Annotated in this window: 28 protein-coding genes and 2 pseudogenes; all 30 read right to left on the reverse strand. The window is 55.3% G+C overall.

The features are described from left to right. Positions 1-2 precede the first annotated feature (2 nt). Positions 3-566 (reverse strand): hypothetical protein, encoded by a 564-nt coding sequence (locus HV334_RS19235; RefSeq protein WP_172750710.1) that lies wholly within the window; start codon positions 564-566, stop codon positions 3-5. Then, on the reverse strand, positions 541-930 hold the full coding sequence (locus tag HV334_RS19240; protein WP_001515083.1) for a hypothetical protein: 390 nt from the start codon (positions 928-930) through the stop codon (positions 541-543). Before HV334_RS19240 ends, HV334_RS19235 begins: the two co-directional genes overlap by 26 nt. Beyond that, complete coding sequence (locus HV334_RS19245) at positions 917-1,471, reverse strand: hypothetical protein (protein ID WP_000008739.1); 555 nt, start codon at positions 1,469-1,471, stop codon at positions 917-919. The genes HV334_RS19240 and HV334_RS19245 overlap by 14 nt, the downstream gene beginning before the upstream one ends. Continuing rightward, complete coding sequence (locus tag HV334_RS19250) at positions 1,468-1,875, reverse strand: DUF4054 domain-containing protein (RefSeq protein WP_021241727.1); 408 nt, start codon at positions 1,873-1,875, stop codon at positions 1,468-1,470. The genes HV334_RS19245 and HV334_RS19250 overlap by 4 nt, the downstream gene beginning before the upstream one ends. Continuing rightward, positions 1,841-2,230: a hypothetical protein gene (locus HV334_RS19255; protein WP_006120171.1), complete on the reverse strand. Its 390-nt coding sequence runs from the start codon at positions 2,228-2,230 to the stop codon at positions 1,841-1,843. The genes HV334_RS19250 and HV334_RS19255 overlap by 35 nt, the downstream gene beginning before the upstream one ends. 41 nt (positions 2,231-2,271) lie before the next feature. Then, positions 2,272-3,213 (reverse strand): DUF2184 domain-containing protein, encoded by a 942-nt coding sequence (locus HV334_RS19260; RefSeq protein WP_048219608.1) that lies wholly within the window; start codon positions 3,211-3,213, stop codon positions 2,272-2,274. 11 nt (positions 3,214-3,224) lie between these two features. After that, entirely contained in the window at positions 3,225-3,728 is a 504-nt protein-coding gene (locus HV334_RS19265; protein ID WP_061549423.1) for a hypothetical protein, read from the reverse strand. A gap of 4 nt (positions 3,729-3,732) precedes the next feature. Beyond that, positions 3,733-4,965 carry a DUF2213 domain-containing protein gene (locus HV334_RS19270; RefSeq protein ID WP_049040995.1) on the reverse strand — a complete coding sequence of 411 codons (1,233 nt, stop codon included), beginning with the start codon at positions 4,963-4,965 and terminating at the stop codon, positions 3,733-3,735. Then, positions 4,962-5,162 carry a hypothetical protein gene (locus HV334_RS19275; RefSeq protein ID WP_049040992.1) on the reverse strand — a complete coding sequence of 67 codons (201 nt, stop codon included), beginning with the start codon at positions 5,160-5,162 and terminating at the stop codon, positions 4,962-4,964. The genes HV334_RS19270 and HV334_RS19275 overlap by 4 nt, the downstream gene beginning before the upstream one ends. Positions 5,163-5,176: 14 nt before the next feature. Further along, on the reverse strand, positions 5,177-5,785 hold the full coding sequence (locus HV334_RS19280) for a phage minor head protein (RefSeq protein WP_230320568.1): 609 nt from the start codon (positions 5,783-5,785) through the stop codon (positions 5,177-5,179). Between the two features lie 13 nt (positions 5,786-5,798). Further along, on the reverse strand, positions 5,799-7,268 hold the full coding sequence (locus HV334_RS19285; protein WP_063145293.1) for a DUF1073 domain-containing protein: 1,470 nt from the start codon (positions 7,266-7,268) through the stop codon (positions 5,799-5,801). Beyond that, a complete protein-coding gene (locus tag HV334_RS19290) occupies positions 7,268-8,890 on the reverse strand; it encodes a TerL protein (protein ID WP_181220796.1) in 1,623 nt (540 codons plus the stop codon). Before HV334_RS19290 ends, HV334_RS19285 begins: the two co-directional genes overlap by 1 nt. A gap of 2 nt (positions 8,891-8,892) precedes the next feature. Continuing rightward, positions 8,893-9,366, reverse strand: coding sequence for a DUF2280 domain-containing protein (locus HV334_RS19295; protein ID WP_016243561.1), 474 nt, complete (start codon positions 9,364-9,366; stop codon positions 8,893-8,895). A 31-nt stretch (positions 9,367-9,397) separates the two neighbouring features. Next, positions 9,398-10,018, reverse strand: coding sequence for a putative metallopeptidase (locus HV334_RS19300; protein ID WP_021241733.1), 621 nt, complete (start codon positions 10,016-10,018; stop codon positions 9,398-9,400). 54 nt (positions 10,019-10,072) lie between these two features. Then, on the reverse strand, positions 10,073-10,258 hold the full coding sequence (locus HV334_RS19305) for a hypothetical protein (RefSeq protein WP_021241734.1): 186 nt from the start codon (positions 10,256-10,258) through the stop codon (positions 10,073-10,075). Beyond that, the gene (locus HV334_RS25370; RefSeq protein ID WP_230320567.1) at positions 10,239-10,517 is read right to left on the reverse strand and encodes a hypothetical protein; all 279 of its coding nucleotides are present in this window, start codon (positions 10,515-10,517) and stop codon (positions 10,239-10,241) included. Before HV334_RS25370 ends, HV334_RS19305 begins: the two co-directional genes overlap by 20 nt. Continuing rightward, complete coding sequence (locus HV334_RS19310; RefSeq protein ID WP_031275084.1) at positions 10,402-10,794, reverse strand: hypothetical protein; 393 nt, start codon at positions 10,792-10,794, stop codon at positions 10,402-10,404. The genes HV334_RS25370 and HV334_RS19310 overlap by 116 nt, the downstream gene beginning before the upstream one ends. Next, a complete protein-coding gene (locus HV334_RS19315) occupies positions 10,791-11,405 on the reverse strand; it encodes a glycoside hydrolase family 19 protein (protein WP_031275085.1) in 615 nt (204 codons plus the stop codon). Before HV334_RS19315 ends, HV334_RS19310 begins: the two co-directional genes overlap by 4 nt. Then, positions 11,402-11,734: a phage holin, lambda family gene (locus HV334_RS19320; protein WP_021241738.1), complete on the reverse strand. Its 333-nt coding sequence runs from the start codon at positions 11,732-11,734 to the stop codon at positions 11,402-11,404. The genes HV334_RS19315 and HV334_RS19320 overlap by 4 nt, the downstream gene beginning before the upstream one ends. Before the next feature lie 74 nt (positions 11,735-11,808). Next, positions 11,809-12,423, reverse strand: coding sequence for a methyltransferase domain-containing protein (locus tag HV334_RS19325; RefSeq protein WP_021241739.1), 615 nt, complete (start codon positions 12,421-12,423; stop codon positions 11,809-11,811). Further along, on the reverse strand, positions 12,329-13,270 hold the full coding sequence (locus tag HV334_RS19330) for a hypothetical protein (protein WP_181220797.1): 942 nt from the start codon (positions 13,268-13,270) through the stop codon (positions 12,329-12,331). Before HV334_RS19330 ends, HV334_RS19325 begins: the two co-directional genes overlap by 95 nt. Beyond that, positions 13,264-13,734 carry a hypothetical protein gene (locus HV334_RS19335; RefSeq protein ID WP_247753614.1) on the reverse strand — a complete coding sequence of 157 codons (471 nt, stop codon included), beginning with the start codon at positions 13,732-13,734 and terminating at the stop codon, positions 13,264-13,266. The genes HV334_RS19330 and HV334_RS19335 overlap by 7 nt, the downstream gene beginning before the upstream one ends. 223 nt (positions 13,735-13,957) lie before the next feature. Continuing rightward, the gene (locus tag HV334_RS19340) at positions 13,958-14,641 is read right to left on the reverse strand and encodes a hypothetical protein (RefSeq protein ID WP_047063814.1); all 684 of its coding nucleotides are present in this window, start codon (positions 14,639-14,641) and stop codon (positions 13,958-13,960) included. Then, positions 14,638-14,997 carry a RusA family crossover junction endodeoxyribonuclease gene (locus tag HV334_RS19345; RefSeq protein ID WP_000708246.1) on the reverse strand — a complete coding sequence of 120 codons (360 nt, stop codon included), beginning with the start codon at positions 14,995-14,997 and terminating at the stop codon, positions 14,638-14,640. The genes HV334_RS19340 and HV334_RS19345 overlap by 4 nt, the downstream gene beginning before the upstream one ends. After that, on the reverse strand, positions 14,994-15,293 hold the full coding sequence (locus HV334_RS19350) for a DUF1364 family protein (RefSeq protein ID WP_001245609.1): 300 nt from the start codon (positions 15,291-15,293) through the stop codon (positions 14,994-14,996). Before HV334_RS19350 ends, HV334_RS19345 begins: the two co-directional genes overlap by 4 nt. Continuing rightward, positions 15,283-15,735: a recombination protein NinB gene (locus tag HV334_RS19355; protein WP_047063812.1), complete on the reverse strand. Its 453-nt coding sequence runs from the start codon at positions 15,733-15,735 to the stop codon at positions 15,283-15,285. Before HV334_RS19355 ends, HV334_RS19350 begins: the two co-directional genes overlap by 11 nt. Before the next feature lie 240 nt (positions 15,736-15,975). Continuing rightward, positions 15,976-16,314, reverse strand: coding sequence for a hypothetical protein (locus HV334_RS19360; RefSeq protein WP_021241747.1), 339 nt, complete (start codon positions 16,312-16,314; stop codon positions 15,976-15,978). Between the two features lie 130 nt (positions 16,315-16,444). Further along, positions 16,445-16,726, reverse strand: a pseudogene (locus HV334_RS25375) (dATP/dGTP pyrophosphohydrolase domain-containing protein); the annotation flags it as partial. Positions 16,727-16,845: 119 nt separating this feature from the next. Then, complete coding sequence (locus HV334_RS19370) at positions 16,846-17,328, reverse strand: hypothetical protein (protein ID WP_021241750.1); 483 nt, start codon at positions 17,326-17,328, stop codon at positions 16,846-16,848. Next, positions 17,325-17,663: pseudogene (locus HV334_RS19375) on the reverse strand (ead/Ea22-like family protein); the annotation flags it as partial. The pseudogene HV334_RS19375 and the gene HV334_RS19370, both read right to left, overlap by 4 nt. Positions 17,664-17,715 lie beyond the last annotated feature (52 nt).

A 17,715-nucleotide genomic window follows, 5' to 3' on the forward strand; every position in this document is an offset into this window, starting at 1 on the left:
GTTTATTCTCCAAAAAAGGTGACTGGCGCTTCCACCAGCGATTTGATGCCGTACTCGCGCACAACCTTCCGCCGCAGGCGAACCGTCATGTCGTAGCGGCGAACCCATTGCTGGTTGATAAGCTCGGGGAAAGGGGTCAGACCGGTATAGTCGCCCAGGGATAAACCGAGCGCGTTCAGCTCAGCATTATTTTGCGGGACAGATATGCCATCGCGAAAACGGGACGCATAAGACATACCAGCCGGGCCATAGAACGACGCCATGCACTCGAACGTTTCATGCCGCCAGAGCTGAGCGCCCTCGTCGGTCTGATTGGTGAATACAGGGTTGTTATCAATGAGCAACCCGGTAACGCCAAACGCGCACCAGTTCGTTTCAACGGGTGGCAGTGGCGGCTGATTTTTCTGCCAGCGCGGACGAACCATTCCAGACGGCAAGCCGGAAACATTGCGCATCCACTGGCTTAACAGCCTGTCTAGCGCTTCGTCATAATCCGGATCGCCGCTGGTGGGTGTCAGCCAGCCGCGCTCTGTGCTGGTGTTATTGCTCAACGGGAGTTCCCCCATCAAACGGCAGTAATTCGCAATGTGCCTGGACGAAGCCAGCACCGTAAGCCGTGTACGGGTCAACGAATGTCACACGATAATCACGGTTCTGGTACGTCACGATATCGGCGTCACGGCCAGTCTGCCCCTGCGTCAGCCGCTCAGTTGTCACGATGAGAATCGCGCCACTGATAACCTGGCCGGACTGCATACGTCGGTTTTCGAGAGAGCGGTCAACGGTAACAACTCCGGCAAACTGCGTTTTAACTTCGCTGTCGCTGCCGATCCCGTCCTCGTCCACCGTTTGCGCGCGACGCGTTACCCACAGGTTGAAGTCGCAAAAATCGGGGTCAAAAAGTACGTCTGTTACATCAAGAGTCGGCATCTTTATCCCTCACAATATGGGTAATAGCTCTGCGATATTGCCCGGTGTCGATTAGCGGTTTCACCAGATCGGTTCCAGGAGACTCACCAGCAGCGCGCCGCGCAAGTTCCTCTTTTGCCCCTTTGCGCCCACGGCGTGCGCGTGCTTCAACGGTGCTATCAGCAAGCGGTGTAAAGCCGGTAATGGTCATGTAACGCCTGACGCCATTCGCGGCCAGCGTTCCGGCGCGGTTAAGCGCTCTTTCCGCACCCGCCGCATTTCCATCAAGCGCAGCCTGCGCCGCTGCTTTGAGCTGCGGCACCGTCTGTTCCTCTACGGATTTAACGCCGGGGATCAGGTGCGGGCGTGGGGGTATGTTTTGCGCTGGTGAGCCGTATTCGTTGACGTAACCGATCCCGGCATTACCAAACGGAACATCCTCACGCTCGCTGTCTTCTTCCGGGATGCCCACCAGCACATCCTTTTTGGTTAGCGACCGGAGCGCATCCAGAATGGCCTGAGCGTTATCAACCCTCGTTGTTACACCACTTTTGAAACTCATAGCTGGCGACCGCCCGCACCGAACATCGTGATCAGCTGATAAAATTCAGCGCCATATCGGGTGTTATTCCAGAAGCCTGCGTCAGGGTTTAGCGTCGCGCTGGTGTCATAGCTGACGCTTACCTTGTCAACGGACTTGGAGGACTGAACACCATTGGTTGAACCGCCCGGCCCGCCAACCAGCATTGCCCGGCTATCTGCCGCCCATAGCGTCATGTAGTGAGCCACGAACAACTCGGCAAAGTACGGAAACAACTCTTTGCCGGTGACGTTTTCACTCAGCAGCACATCGGCCAGATTCAGACGAAACTGGATTTGCGCTTCGGGATATTTGGCAGGGTCAGCAAACTGCGGGAAGTCGCGGCGAAAATCACTTACTGTTGGCAGGCTTTGATTCTTTGGCATCTTTCGCCCCATTACCGCCAGTCTGGGCGGCAGCAATCTGCGCTTGCAGGCTGTCGTTCTGCTCTTGCAGCTTGAGCAGCGCTTCTTTCAGATCGGCAATCAGCTGATCTTTATCGACAATCTGCTTATCTTTGTCGGCAATCTGCGCTTGCAGGCTGTCGATAATGGGTTGCAGATCATCGGTGTCGCTAATCACGCTTTCGGAAAGCTCAGAGTGCGCCTGGGTGAACCAGTGAGACGCGACCTCTTCCGGTACGTTATGCCGCCCCCGGCCAAACTCCTGTTTTGACTGATCGCCGAGCGTCAGCGTAAACGGGGTGTGAACATGGATGGTAACCAGCTTTTCTTTCGCCATTTTCAGTTTCCTTCTGGCCCCTTTCGGGGCCGTTCTGGTTATCAGATACCGTCCACGTAGGACAGGGTTTCTTTGTACACTGGCTCAACCGCACCGAGCTTGCCGTAGTAGGTCGCAATCTGATACAGACCGCGATACTGGACAGGAACGCTCTGCAACGGCACCAGCGGATAGCGCACGTATTTCTTGTCGTTGGTGTAGGCGACCATACGGTCTTTACCGCCAACTCCGCGCCCTTTCAGCCATTTGACCGCTTTGATTTCCAGCGGAACGCCGTTCTGGTGGAAAGCGATAGTGTTCACGGCCAGATAGGTCAGCAGTGACTGGTTACCCGCTTCGGAAACCTTACGGCTCGCCAGCAGTGAATACTGCTCTGGCGGAATGCGCAGATCAGAAGGCACGACGGAATAACCGGATGCTGCCCAGGCATTCGACAGAACGCTGTTCACGCTATCGAGAATCTCGTCGTTGGTGGAGTTCGCCCAGGTCTTCGGCGCATTGTTCAGCGTCACACCGACAAGGTTTGCCAGCCCTTTCAGGCCGAGCGCATCATCGCCAATGTAAACCTGCTCGTCGTTGTCCATCTGCCATTTGAGCTGCATCCCGTCGTACTTCTGGGTATCAATCGGGCGACCTACCTGCTGAGCTGCTGCCAGCTCTACAACGGTCCAGCCCAGTTCCATTCCCCAGAGGTTCAGCGGATTGCCGTCTTTGCCGATATCAACATTCACGCCAGCAATAGCAGTGGAGTCTTTGCCTACCCAGTTTTTACCGTTCGGATTTGCGCCAGTACCAGCAGCGCCAAAACTGGTGTTAGTCCAGCTGGAAATGTCATCTGCGATAGAAACGTCTTCACGCAGCTGAATATCGCGGGTCCAGGTGTAACCCACCAGCGGCAGGTTCAGCGTCTGGTCGAGTCGCTCCAGCTCCCCGATGAGAAAGGCACCAGAGCTATCAACGGTTGCCTGATCAAAAGTAATCATTCGTCTGTTCCTTAAATCTTCCAGGAGATTTCTGCATTGCCGTTAGCGTCACCGGCCCCTGTGAATTCGGCGTTGGTCAGCGCCACGTTTTTGCCACTGACGGACGTGGACATGAAGCCGCCCAGCGGCACTTTTATGGATTCATCAGTGGAGACGACAACGTATACCGGGGCGCCTTTTTTGATGGTGCTGGCATCAAAATCAGAACCGAGATTAACGGTCATGTAGCCACGCTTCATGGCGTCACCCGGGAAGTTCTTATCCGTCCCCACCTGGCGAACCATGTCTGGCTGCGATGTGGTCGGATACGGACGAACGTAGATCCCCTTCACCTTGTCGGCGGTGTCACCGTCCGCCAGCGGCACGAAAAAGCCGTCAGCGTCATATTTGCCAGCCAGACCATAGGCAGCGAAGGCGTTAGCGGATTTAAGGATCACCGGTTCGACGGTTAAGTCCTGCGGGCGAGAGATAGCCCCGGCAATGCCAACAGGCATCCGGTACAGATATGCAGTCATTGGATTATCCTTTGCGGTTAGACCAGAAGTCGGCGTTTTGTTTGTTCAGGGAAGCGATGCTGGTCATGCCCATATTTGGACGTTGTGCATCGCCCGTGGTGCTGCGGGTGTTTCGCCCTTTGGCAATCTCAGACACGGCGTTAAACGCCATATCTACCGATTGCTTGGGCAATTTGCGGATATCCGCATCACCGACAACCTGGCGAACCAGTGTTTTGTCAGCGGCAGCCAGCACATCACGTTTGAACGCGGTCGGTTTCACCTTACGGCTCAGATCGATACCCGGGACGATAACCTCGGCACGATAGGCAGAGTCACCGGTAATCGTGGTTTCCTCTTCGTCGTCCTCGCCGTCGCCGGTCGGATCTTTTTTGTCTTTTTCGTCAGGCTTATTGTCGTTATCGCCCGTCGCAGTTCCTTCGAGCTTAGCCAGCAGGGCTTTGAGCAAGGTTTTGATATCGTCCTCGCCGTCGCCGGTTGGCTCTCCGCCCATTTCCGGCTTTTTGTCCGGCAATGGTTGCTGCGGTGAAAGGTTAATGTTGAGGTTAACGCCGCTCGGCAGATCCCCTTCGTCACCCGTTACCGCCGCTGGCGCAGAGTCCAGCAGTTCGTTCATGGTGTCAGCGTCACCCGTTTTGATGGCCGTGCGCATGCGGGTCCACCAGCTTTTCTTTTGATTTGCCATTGTGTCTCTGTCTCCAATTGCACAACGATTTCCGGCTCTGCCTTTAGGGACAAGAGCCACATGGTTTCCGGTAATATCGACCTGCTCGGCTTTACCTGGCTCGGTCTGCTCGTACTCCGCGTCATAGCCACATGACACCTGTCGCAGACCATCCTCAATAAGCTGAATGGCGTTTTCGTCTTTGACGATAAGGTCAGCCAGCATTAAATCTGACTGCTCGCCAGTGCCACGCCTGATGTTCTGAAGATGCCCGTTTGCCAGCTCTTTCCAGTTCTGCGGGTTCACCAAACGGACATTACCGTCTTCGTCTTCCGGATGAAGGATGGTGATACTCATCCCTTCAAAAGAGGCAAGCGTCGCCGGGTGGAATACCTGCTCTGGTGATCGTGTTACGACGATTTCACCATGCTTGTCAGGCTCAAGATTTGGCAGGTCAGCCGCGCTATACAGCTGAGTTCCTGTTCTGGCTACGGGGACGTCTTTGCAAAGCAATGAGCCGTCAGCCAGGCGATAGCGAGTCTCCCCCAGTTGGGTGTAGAAGAAATATTTCATCCATCCGCCGCCTTAGTGGATTTAATAAACTCACGCAGCAGATGCTTTATCTGACGCGCATTACCACGACCTATAAGTTGGCAGCGCTTTGCTCTATCACCAACAGATTGATAAATAGCCTCTACGCCATTGTATTTAGCAGTGATGCGCGTAGCTTCGCTGGCCTGTTCTTTCAGGAAATAGATTGTTTTTTCCATGGGTTACCTGCAATTCAGGCGAGATAGGGATGAGGTGTCGGGAATACGATTTCTTTGTAGCAACGGCAGTTAGGTAACTCCCCGGCGTGACCGGTCATGCCGTCAAGCGTTGGAGGTCGGCCCCATTCGACAAACTTCCCTTCCATCTCTCGATGAGAATGCCGGACGTCGCCATCTTCGGCTGTACGCCAGATATAACCATTCGAGCCGATTGACAGCGCACGCGCCTGATCCAGTGCACCGGTTGCGCGCCCAAGCTCAGTCCGGGCGATAAGGTTCGCTCGTGAGCGTGACACGTCACCGGAAGCAGCTATCTCTTTCGCGAATGGTTCAGCGCGGCCACCAGCCACAACGGCCTCGATGGCCTTGTTCTGAATATCATACACCCGATCGGCGGCCTCAAGAGGCAGTGACTTGATGTACTTAATTTGCTCGGCGACGATGGATTTCATCACCTGGCCTACCGGTGCGCGGTCAACCATATTGCGCAGCTCTGCGCTGATGTTCCGGCTGTGCTGACGCCACTGCTTTTCATTCTGGCGCGCAATGTCGGCGGTAAAGTTCTCAGCAACCTTCGTCGCCCAGGGGGTGATGATTTCGCTGTAGCGATCCAGCGCATCCATTATTTCGGTGACGCTATCGTTTGAACCATCGTAGCGCCCATTTACGATATCCCCGACCGCCCGCGCTATCTGCCGTAGGCTCGTTCGATATCGGATCTCCGCCTGGCGACTCTGGCGGTTTGTCGCCAAGTTCGCCGATGCCTGGCGGCGCTTCGTCTTCGGCATTCTCTATGTCCTCGTCGGTAATGGATGCCCCGATACCGGTGACGTCAGAGTTTTCGCGCAGGTCGGTCATTGCCGCCTTACGCGTCATCAATCCGTCGCCCAGCGCGGTGCTGATCGCGGTGGTGGTGTTTACGGCCACCGTTGAGCGGTCAACGTCAGACATTTGCCATAGCGGGTTAAACTCAAACGTGAAATCGTCCGGCAGCGGCTTACCGAGTTCCGAGCGGTGCATAATGTCCAGTATCCGACGCATCGGCAGTCGTAAGCGGCGCTCCTGCAATGAGCTCACCCGGTCGTAATAGTTGGCGAGGTCTGCGTCACCAGTAGAGAAGCCTTTCGGGGACTGCCCAAACAGACGCACCAGCGGGATACCAACGGCACCGCTAATCTGCTCAGCAAACTGCGAAAGAATGTCATCCAGACCGCTGAAGCTGTACTGGTGGGTTTCGAACTTATCCCGCGAGTCCATGAGCGTCATGCCTTCATTGCTCTGGAACTGACGGATCAGGTCGATGTTCTTCAGCAACGCTTCGAACGCAGGGCCACCAAGTGCGATAAGCTCGCGCAGCTTCTCCACGCTGTAGGTACGCAGATGCGCTTTGTAGACCAGCTGCGCCGCGCCGACAGTGGCGCTGTCGAACGCAGTAAGCCGATCCCAGATACGCTCTACAACCGACATTCCCCATTCGTTCTCTGTCATCTTCTGCTGGAATGGCAGCGTCACCCCGTCGAAGCGAATCAGGCGACTGTGATGGATGCGCCAGGCCGGGATGCCCGTTGCAGTGGTCACCACGTCGTAAAACTCAGGCTTGCCGAGGTCCGGCCCCATCTCTTTAATGCGGCGGGTCAGCACCGGGTTAATCATCCAGCGGTCGAGCGGGAGAATACCCTTAAACTTGCCTTCTCCAATGGTTTCGAGCCGCAGCGGGGTCATTGGTGCCTGCCCCTCAATCATGATGAAGCCCACCGCGCCGCCGTAGAGACGCGACCATTTCAGCACGTCGTTCAGCGCATCCCAGATCTGCAACTCATCCAGCTGCGCTTCCAGGGTGCCACGGTCTTTGGCGTCAATCTCCGAAGTGATGCGAATGCCTTTCCGGGTCATATCGTCCGGGATAGCGTCGACCGCTTCGCCGATAACCCACGATCCGCGATATGACCATTCCACCAGCATGCGGTTGCGGCTGGTGAAGTTCGCCCGGTAGGTCGATGCTGAGTGCTGGTTAGGCGTCTGCATCCCCACGCGGGCGACAAAGTTTTCATAGCCATCAGCGGTGGCCTGCGCCGTTCGCTGAGAGGCTTGCTTGTTTCGTGCCATCAGGCCTGTCTCCCTAGCAGCTCCCAGATGTTCAGGGCTGAATTCATTGGCGCGTAGCTGATCATCACCGAGTCGGCGAGGTTCGGCGACTTGGTGCCGTCAGGCTGTTTATCAACAACGATTTTCCCCACACCGTTAATGGAATAGGTCGGTTGCGACAGCTCGATGATGAGTTTGTCTTTGCTCGCCATGGCGCTGCTGATTGAGATAATTTCGTCCGGGTTGTAGGCCATTCCCTCAACCACGGCGCGATAGGTGTTCTGGAAAAGCTTGCGTAATTGCCACCAGCTCTGGGCCTTGGCGTTAGCAAAGAAGTCCTTGTTCAGGCGGGCGGCCTGTCCGTTGTCGCCGCGCACCGCTTCGTCGTCCGGATCAAACACCGCGCCGCTACCGCGAAACGGTGTGGCGAGTATTGACGGTCGGCGCGCAGCGTTACGCAGTTCGTTGATGGCGCGTGCATCGCCGCGAACGCCAGCGCCCAGGCCGTCCTCGTCGAAGCGAAATTCTTCGAGGTTGTCCTGTTCGCAAAAGCCGAAGACCTTCTCAACGGACTGGTAAATGTCGCTGCCCACGCCGGACCATTCCCGCACGTTCTCCAGGAGGAAGCCGTGACGGGTCGAAAAGGCGTTTTTGTCCCGGCCTTCGTCGGCGACGTCCATCGCGCCCAGGCGTTTGCCCGTTGGCTGGATGCCCAGCTTAATATGAGCGTCGACGGCAGCCTGTACCCAATCGGACGGGATCAGGACGCCTTCCGCAGATGCGCTGTAGTTCAGGTCAAGTTCCTGCGCTACCACCACCGGATTGTCGATTTTCTCGCATTCCCTGCGATACCACTCTTCATCCTTGCGCGGGTCATTTCGCCAGTGGAATGTGAATACCGGTATCTTCCCGCCGTGACGCTTCTGCGCGAACGGGTTCGCCATGCCGTTAACCGAGCTCAGGTCGATACGGCAGCGGGTGGTTTGCGACAGCGCCGCGTCAATCAGCAGAGGACGCTGGAGGAATGCAGCCTCATCCACCAGGTAGAGGGTGGTACGGTCACCACGACCGATATTGTCGCCAGCCTCGCCTTTGATGACCGCGCCAGTATCGGGAAACTCAACGCGCATGTACGGCGCGTGCTTCTTCTCGTCCCACGAACCGCGAAACTCGACGGGCAGCGTTTCCACGAACTTGCGCGCCTTCCAGAACAGCGCCTTCGGGTCTCCGGTGCTGTCGACGTATTCCTCTTTACGGGAGCCGAAGCCGATGACCATTTCTTTGTTGAAGAGGCAGAGCGAGCAAGCCAGCCCGATCGCCGTCCAGCTGAGCCCCATTTCGCGACTCTTTTCGGTGATGCCGTTCTCCAGCCGTTCGCGCAGCTCCATGATCCAGTGAATCCATTCTTCCTGTTTCGGGAACAGCAGAAAAGGGATGGTGACCGGCAGGCCATAATCGATGTTACGCGGGTCAGTCGTCATACCCCAGTCGATGATGAACTGTGCCGGGTTGGTGCGGTAAAACTGCTTTAGCGCTGGCAGCATTTCAGGGTTCTGGCGAATGCGCTGTAAGCGCTCCATCCGCCATTCAAAAACCATCTGGTAATCAGGGTTTCTGAAATCGAATTCAAACGGGAGAGGCATGATCACCCCATCATCTTGCGGTAAATCTCTGCGGCCTGATCTGCGGTGAGGTTGGTCGTCTCGGTCTTGATCGGGCCGCCATCCTTGCCAGTGCTTTCAACCTTCAGCTTATTGGTGTAAGCGTCGCCAACCTCTTTCGCGGCCTGTTCAATCAGCTGCGCCGTCAGGGAGAAGTTTTTCATCCCCTCGGTTTTGGTTGCCATGCGGTCAAGCACGCGGAGGCGATAGGATTTGTTCGCGATCGGAATGTCGCTGGTTTCGGTCAGGAACCGTTCGCGCGTCGCGTGGAACATCTCGATCCACTTTTTGGCGAGCGTCTTACCGCTGGCCTTCGTGGGGTCGTGAGATTCAGCCTGCTGGCGGGTGATCTTGATCCCGAATTCTTTTTGGACAGCCTCGACCACCTGCGATGGCGTGTCATAGCACGCAAGCGACTGAATGATGAAGGCTTTCACATCAGGTTTTAATGCAGCCATAAATCACCATTCGTCTTATACAGTCCAGTATTTAAGCCAGTCGCAGCATGCACGTCCCGCACGCTCTGGCAATATCGAGATGAGCAACCTCCGCTGGCTGATTCGCCGCATCAATCATTTCCTGCACGTCCCGGCTTGCACCGTAACGGCGAACCACGCCCACAAACTCTTCCACGTCATGGCCGCGCAGCTTCAGCTTTGGCTGCCCTTCCTGCGTGAACTTCGGCGCGCCAAATTCATCTGTCGCCTGGCAGATGTGATAAAGCTCGTGCTCTATCAGCGCGCAGAATTCCAGATCGGAACATTGCGAACAGTAATCGGCGGCCAGCGTGATGATGAACTGCGGCACCCTGCCGAACCATTCATACATCTGCTGCTCCATCCGCGCTTTCTGCCAGCCTCCTGCCCGCATTGCCACTTCTTCCGCCTGCCCAAGCACGGAGCGCCCTTTCTTCTCGAAAGCGTTCGATGCCCAGAGAAAGCACAGATCCGCTTCAAGCAAATGCTGGTGGTCAGGGTTGTAGAGGTCACCCTCATCGCTCAGGATGTGCTGATTCAGCCACTCGCCAACGTCATTAGCGGGCATAATGCTGATGTACGGCTTCGGGTCAGGTGGCATCGTAAAATGCGCTGGTGGGTGTGGTCTGTTCATGAATAATTCCAGTGCTCCATTATCGAAGCCCCTCAGTGAAGGGCTTCTGTAATGTCAGTCCCGGACGAACGTAACCTTTGTGGTTATCATTCGCCGCACAAGGCGCGTCGCTTCGCGTTGCATTTCATCAATTACTTTTGGCGTCAGCGGCTGACGAGCATATTTGCGCTCAATTTCTGCAAAAATCCCGTTCAGCGCCTCGCTGTCTGGTGGGATAACTTCAACGTTTAATCGTGCCATCGGTTTGTTCTGCCCTGTTGTCCTCGAAAGTTCTGATATCAGCCTTATCCCTGTTGCACTGCGCCAGCGCTGATAGCAACGCGACATTCAGGTTAAGACTTGCTCCCCACGTAAACGGGTCGGGTAAATCTGGCTGGGGTGTTTCAGCCGTCAGGCTGGCTGGTAACGGAACTACCGGAACCGGCACGTAGACCGTTCGCGTATTCGTGCATCCGCTTAACTGCGCCAGCAGGCACAACACGAACAGCACAATCATCATCCGCAACAGCAGCTTTGATATCGTTCTCGGCTCTCTGTGACTCCAGTGCGATCTGCTGTTTGGCATGTTGGTTTGTCTCCAGAATGATGTTCGTTATCGCTACGGTGCGCAGTACATTCGCGGTGATGGTCTCAGAGGAATCAGCACGCTGTTCTGCATCGTCAGCGCGACGCTGTTCCTCCAGAAATTTTCCATGGTAGTGATCCGCTGACCAGACAAGACCGCCTGCAATACAGGCGATAAACGTCACTATGAGCACCCAATAACTCATTTTCATACCAGCAGCGCCGCCCGCGCTTTGTTGTAGCGGATCTTGCGGTCATCAATGCCATTCAGTCCGCCGTTAATGATGCGCGTAACACGAGTAATATCGGCACCGTAGGCCATGCACCCTTTGGATGTGTAGAACCAGGCGGCAGAGCGTGCTGCCTGAAGTTCCTGTTCGAGCTGTTCAGGTGAAGTAACGAGGTCTAACTTCAGCGCCGCCCCGCAGGTGCGATAATTGTCGAGGCCAGTGATTTGAATTAACCCTCTGCCGCGATATTTCCAGCCGTCGCCGGGTGCTTTGTTACCCAGGCGGTTGCTATACACCAGATTGGCGATGGCATCCTGGCGGGCTGCGTGTTCGGTTGTTCTGCCAAGCGCATCAGCTTGCTGCTGTGTGATCCTCTTTCCGAAGGTCGCCACCAGCGCAGATGGTGTGTAGTTCAAATTTTCAACTACAGCGCTAAAGCCACCTGACTCATGACCGACTTGAGCGATGAACATGGCCTGATCCGCAGGTGCTGTAATGCCAAATTCTTTCATCGCCGCATCTACTGGCTGAAACCAGCGCGCAGCCAACCCGGCGCTGATACCAGCCGCCATTTGAAATTGAGATTGATTCATTTATTTTCCTCAGTGCTGCCAACTCCGGCGCGTCTGGCAACGATAGCGAGCGCCATGTCACGCAGTCTGTCCGCTCCAACAAACCCGACGAGCGCACCAACGAATGCCCCTGAATTAGCAGGCAGCCCCAGGTATTCCAGCAATGCGGAAACAGCCAGCGCGAATATGCCGCAGATTAGCGCGCCAGTGGCGGTGTAGAGTTTCGGCTTCCCTGCGCGTATGTCGATAAGCGCGGAGATGCCCAGAGCGCATAACCCGGCGTAAACTGACGGCAGATATAGCGCGATCCATTTCATGGTTTGTTCAAAAATCCCGTGAGAGCTATTCATAGGTTCACCTCGCCTGTTTGCGGGTGCTGTGTGCGAAACTGGAATAAACCCAAATGCAATGGGCTAAGAGGGGACTAAACGCGGCGGAAAGCGTACGAAGCGACGCCCTTGCGCCCTAACTGGCATTCGATGGTGTTCTGTTCGGCGCATTTGAAGCCCTGTTCAGCAAACCAGCGCTTAATACCGTCGTCAGTGAAATACCAGATGTGCTCGTTCTTCCTGAAATGGTGCGAGCGAAGAATGTCTCCGGCATCAGTAAAAATGGGGATCGACACGAAAACAAACTCTGTAGCCTGCTGTACCGCCAGCTCCGGCTCGTCGATGTGCTCCAGTACATCCCACATCGTCAGCGCGCGCCACTGACTGGCGTAGAGGTCAGCGAATGCGCCCCGCTCGTTCAGCCAGGTGATACCAGCCGGATTAACGTCATACCCAAGCGTTCCCGGTCGGGTAGAGACGAACTGACCGGCACCGATACCAACGTCGAGAACAGGACCGTGAAAATGGCTCGCCACCAACTCAATACGGGATTGCGTTAAGGCTCTGCCCGTTTCGGTGTCGGCCAGCTGCTGATACTTCGCGAAATACTGCTCGTCATACGGGCGTGACGCTGGAACCGGATAACGACCGATGCCCAGCTCCGGGAGGAATACCAGCCCGCTGTTCAGTTCCTGATAAAACGACTTCATTCAGCCAGGCCTCGAATTTTGAATCAAAGTTGGAGATGCGTTTGTCGCAATGGTGATCCCACGCTTCGCAGCGACAATAATTGTCCGGGATAGCCCAGCCAACACGGGATAAATCCATCGCCGGATCGGTGACTATTTCGGGAGCGTTATGCCCACCGCGCCCACCAGCGACAACGTAAACAGGTGTTTTGTACGCAATGGCAGCGGGCAGCGCCCAGCCAACAGGCGTAATCACGACAGCGGCATGCTCAACCAGGCGCATCAGCTCTTTGATATTGAGCTCGCCAGCGTGCATTTTCAGATCCGCCTCTGGTTCTTCACCCACCAGCCACTCTTCCCCGTCCTGCAAATCCGCAACGCTAATCACGCAGAAATGTTGCCGCAGGATTCTCGATGCGCGCAGGAGGTAATCGGGGTCAGGGTTTCGGGAGTCGCTACGCCATTCAGAACGAACCGTTGCCGGACGGATAACGGCGATCGGCTTTTGGTGCGTAAACTGCGCCGGGCCAAAGGATGGCAAATCAAGCGCTGCTGGCGTTACGCCGAACTGGCGGCGCATGGCATCGAATATCGAACCGCGCCGCAGATCATCCGGGCCGTAAAATATTCGCTTCGTCTGGCGTGGCGATGGCGGCAGATAAAACTTTGCGGAGCTGCGAAACTCATTTTTACGCTGCGTTCTCAGAGTGGTATCACTTCGGACAGCTTTAACTGGCAGGTCTTCGTAAAGTTCCGGCCATGCCGTCTTAATGAATGTCCCCGCAGGCAGCTGTTTGACGAAAGCGCGCTGGTAAATGGTGTCTCCCATTCCCAGCATGCCATCGATGTAAATCGGAGGATTCAGCATGTAACCTCGCTTATCGCCGCTTCAAGAGGTAAACGACGAAAGCAATTAAGCGCCGTCTGGCGGCTGCTGTTGATGATATTTACGCTTCCACGCAGCTGCGCCGCAACTCGTGCAAACTCGCTATGCCAGCGCTTTACGTTCGCTGCTGTCGGGTTATCAAGAGCTGTATGATCGCCGTGCCAGTGACTACCGTTTGAGATTGAGCAATCGAAGCCCAGCAGGATGACGCTACTGGCACCCAGCCAGTGAGCGAACAGGATCGCTCTCTGCCCAGAATTGAATGTGCCGCTGGTATCTGTCGGGAAGATGTTCACGCCGTATCGGGTGTGTGCTCTCCGGTTACATGACCAGCGTTCGGGGCCATCGGGCAGCGCGGGAATATTCACATCCCACCAGCGCAGATCGCCAGCGTAAATGTGAGTGCATTCCGGTATGGCTCGCCATGATGAATTAACCGCTATCACAGGAAGCCCTGAGCGTGCAGCTATTTGACAGTCAACGGGAGTAAGGGACGGGCCAGAAGCGCAGATGATCGCCGTGTGCATACGTTATTCACCCGGTGGCATTGAGCCAATAAAAAAGCCCCTGCATTTCTGCAAGGGCTTAAATGTGGTTCCCACCGCTCCGCGCAATGCATCTCCGCTGGTGGGTAAGCTCTTTCGCCTTTGACGTCCGAGCATATCTGAATTATGCAGTTTCAAAACTCGTTTTCAAGTCTTTTTCGCAAGTTTTTGCATTTTCGAAGCCTAATTCATCTTTTAACGTGAAGAAGACAGCAGAGTTGAACAACTCAATACACCAGCGCACACGGTCAATACATTGCTTTTCGGTCAGAAACGGCGCGTAGTAATACTGCATCCATCGTGCCATGCCATTGATGGTTTTCCGCCAGGTGTAATAGTCCTTCCCTATCTCATAGACGGGATTCCCCGGCTTGAAGGACTTCAGGATGATAGCCTCCATGAATGCAGCTTCCTCCTGATCCCCGGCGTTGCCGATCAGGTCAGAAAGTGATTTCTTCGGCCAGATGATGGCTTTAGCCTGCTCAAACAACGCATCTCCGGTATAGCCAATTTTACGCAGACCAGACAGTACGGTAGCGATCCGCTCCTGCTGTTCGCCAGTCCAGCCGGTCAATATCATTGACCACATACCACCGCCACCTGAAAGGTGTTCTGTTCCGCTGCCTCCATACATGCCGCCCCAGTGGTTCAGCAACGAACGAACCCAACGGCTTTGCGATGGTGTCAGTCGGCGGTATTTCCCCAGGTAAGATCTGCGTGGTGCTGCTGCCAGCGTCACCCAGGCGTTTTGCGGGTTGGTACGCTCAACAGACGCTTTCTGGTAATTGTTAATGTCGGTGCGTGTCATTGTCCGTTCTCCCGAATGATGATCTGGCCTTTCTCGCCCCATAGCTTTGTAATGCGACAATCCCAGACACTGGAATCATCATCAAACAGGGCATCCATCAGTGCTTTAAGCATGTTGTCGCAGTCTGGTTTTGACTGGTGCGGCTTGCCGTTGAGCTGTTCACGCTTCTTTTTGCTCCAGCTCGGAGGCATTGGCATAACGAAGGTGATATGCGCGCCGGACTCAGGGAGATTGATTTTGCGCAGACGTGCTTCATCGCAGAATGCGCGGTAACGCATGACCGCAGGCCGTGTTTTCCATTTGTCGGCGCGGGTCATGCGGGGCTTGCCGATCGGGGTGATATCGTAAATTTTCATGCAGGCACCACCAGCCCAAGTCGGGCGATCTGTATAACGGTCAGAACGATAGCGCGGTCCATCAGCTGGCGGCGTTCGTCGCGCGATAGCTTGCTTCCGTTGTCTATGCTGTCGTGGCAGCAAACGCAGATCGCCGCCGTGGCGCAATCATCAGCTTTCAGGCCCATGCCTTTGCCTTCATTGCGATGCGCTACCTGCGTCCCCCACGAACCGCATAACACGCACTGTTCGATCTGCCCGACAGCAGCGAGCCATTTTTTGCTGCGATAGGTTTTCTGACTGGGGTTATTTCGCATTGCTGTCCCCCCAACGCTTTGCCCACTCGATTTCATTGCGGGATTGTTCGCTGAAGGTGACGCCCTGCTGGGTGCCGAACCAGTAAATCGTCTCAATGACTTCGACCATCTGAGGAATGGTCATTTTGCTGGTGCGCTGGCCGAACATCACGACGCCGCCATCAAGCCCAGGGGCCATTCGCTGTTCCTGCTTTTTGGTTTTTGCCACCAGCGCGGTGATCAGGTCTTTCCAGTCGTCGGAGTCATATTTATTGCCGAACCAGAGAACCTGGTCGGAAAGGTCTTTCAGGAGCGGCCACATCTTGCGGTTTTGAATAGCGGTGCGCGTCGACTCTTTGACGTCGAGTATCAGCGGGCGCTTGCTGTCGACCGGCAACTGACGAATGTAGTTGATAGCGTTCTGCTTGACGCTTTCGCTAACGAGGTGGAATTGTTGGCTCACGCGTCACCCCCGAAGAGGTTAAGCGACAGATACGACAAATCGCTGACGTCGGATAACGTCAGGCGATTGTGTTTAAGCTGGTGGTGCTGCGCCATGGTGTTCTCCGTGGCGCGAATGTCCGGGTGTCAGTTGTTCAGGCTGACAGGGATATTATGGCTGGGCGTTGTGGCAAAAGCAATTTAACGCCGACAAAAAAAGCCTCCGAAGAGGCTTGTATGTTATTGATTCCATTGTGACATGTCACACTGCTAATTTGGTTTCGTGCCAGCCACGCGTAACCCAGCATTGCGAATCACCGTCGCACGGGCACGACTTAACTGGCAGCGCATCGCCGCATTTACCGCAGCGGTTCGCGCTGATTGACTTGATGCGCCCACGAACGCGAGCATCGTCCTGGCGAATCAGCATCGCAACGTATTCGCTCATTTCATACGGAGCTCTCCCCGGGCGGCGTGATGCACAATTGCGCTCCAGCATCTCCAGTTCCTGCGTATCAAGTATGAGCTCAAATTTACGCCCGCCAGCAGCAGCTTGCCGGGCTCGCTGGGCGGCTTTGCGTTCAGCGGCAGATTTAGCCATGACCGGACTCCTGAATAGCGGCACGACAGGCTTGTTCAACATGTGTGCGTACCATTGCCCGGCAACCTTCCTCATTGTCGGCATAAGTTGCCATAATTCCATTTACTGCCGCGCTGATCACAGAATCAGGTACTGGCTGCGGCGCTGGCTTAATATGCTGGCGCGGCTCTCCGTCCTTCGGCTCAGGCCACTGGCGCGCCATGTTCACTTTCAGCTTTTCTTCCATCGCTGCTGTGATTTCGCCGTCAGATATACCGGCGCGCCGCTGGGCATCCCACAAGAGAAATTGGAGATCCGCCCACTCGGATAAATCATCTGGCGCGGCGGCTGCCTCCAGCGCTTCTTTCGCAAGGTGTTTCAGCGGACCGATTGGGCCAACATCACCAAAGGTTTCGTGTGACCATGCAGCGTGCCGATCACGTATCAATCTGCGTAATTGCGCCGATGATGCCGACTCGCCGATATTGATGGTGATGCGTGGTTGCATAGGCGGCACCTTCGGCCCTTTTGCTGGTGGAAATTTATCAGCCATCAGTATTCTCCCCAGCTATATTCTGATGCAATCGGCCCCGGCTGGTTGGCAGCGAGGAATATATCGCTATCCGGCAATTTTTCGACCTTACAGCGATATCCCTCGGAAATGATCCCGGCTTCACGAAGACCGGCAAGACACAGGCGCGCTGTTTCTTCTGCGAGCTGAATCTTGCTAATCTGGTGGGTTTTGCGACGAACAAATGCCTGTAAAGCCTCTTCCATGGTGTAATGGTAACTGGAGCGATCAGCACCTTTTAGGCAGCGTTTAACATGGTATTTCTGGTTGGCTGGCTGCCCACCGGTCCGGTATTTAATAAGCTGCTCATTGGTCATGTACGGCATATCTTCGACATGCCAGAAAGTCTTCTCTGTCTCGCGAATGATTACGCGCTTCCACAAAGTGACGATCGGGCGGCCTTCGCTGTCGTTCCCGTCATGGTAGCGATAGCAGTATTTTTTGCCTTCGGTGATTCTGTTCATGCGGCACCTTCCTGAATATCAAGACCTTTGGATTCAATGCGCTTATGGCGATCCCAAAACCACTGGTGAAGTTCCATCAACTCTTTGTCGAGTGGTGCGTATTCGCGGTCAAAATAGGCCTGAGCGTCTTTCTCGCCCTCGTTGGGTAGCTCGCCGGGACCAAGCAGGGTGTTAAAAATCCATGCCATCCCGTTCTTGGCGTCGCCGGTGGTGCGCCAGTCGATAACCGCCGCTTTCATCACAAGCAGGTTCTTACCGAACATCCGATCAAGCTCTTTGAAGCGATTGCGGATGTATTCGTTCTCGTCTTTCAGTTGGGCGTTCTGCTTCTCTGCGTCAGCCAACACATCAGCGCGAGCACGCTGCACATCCAGCTGCGTCGCCAGT

The organism is Citrobacter sp. RHBSTW-00944 (assembly GCF_013615435.1).
Lineage (GTDB): Bacteria > Pseudomonadota > Gammaproteobacteria > Enterobacterales > Enterobacteriaceae > Citrobacter > Citrobacter braakii.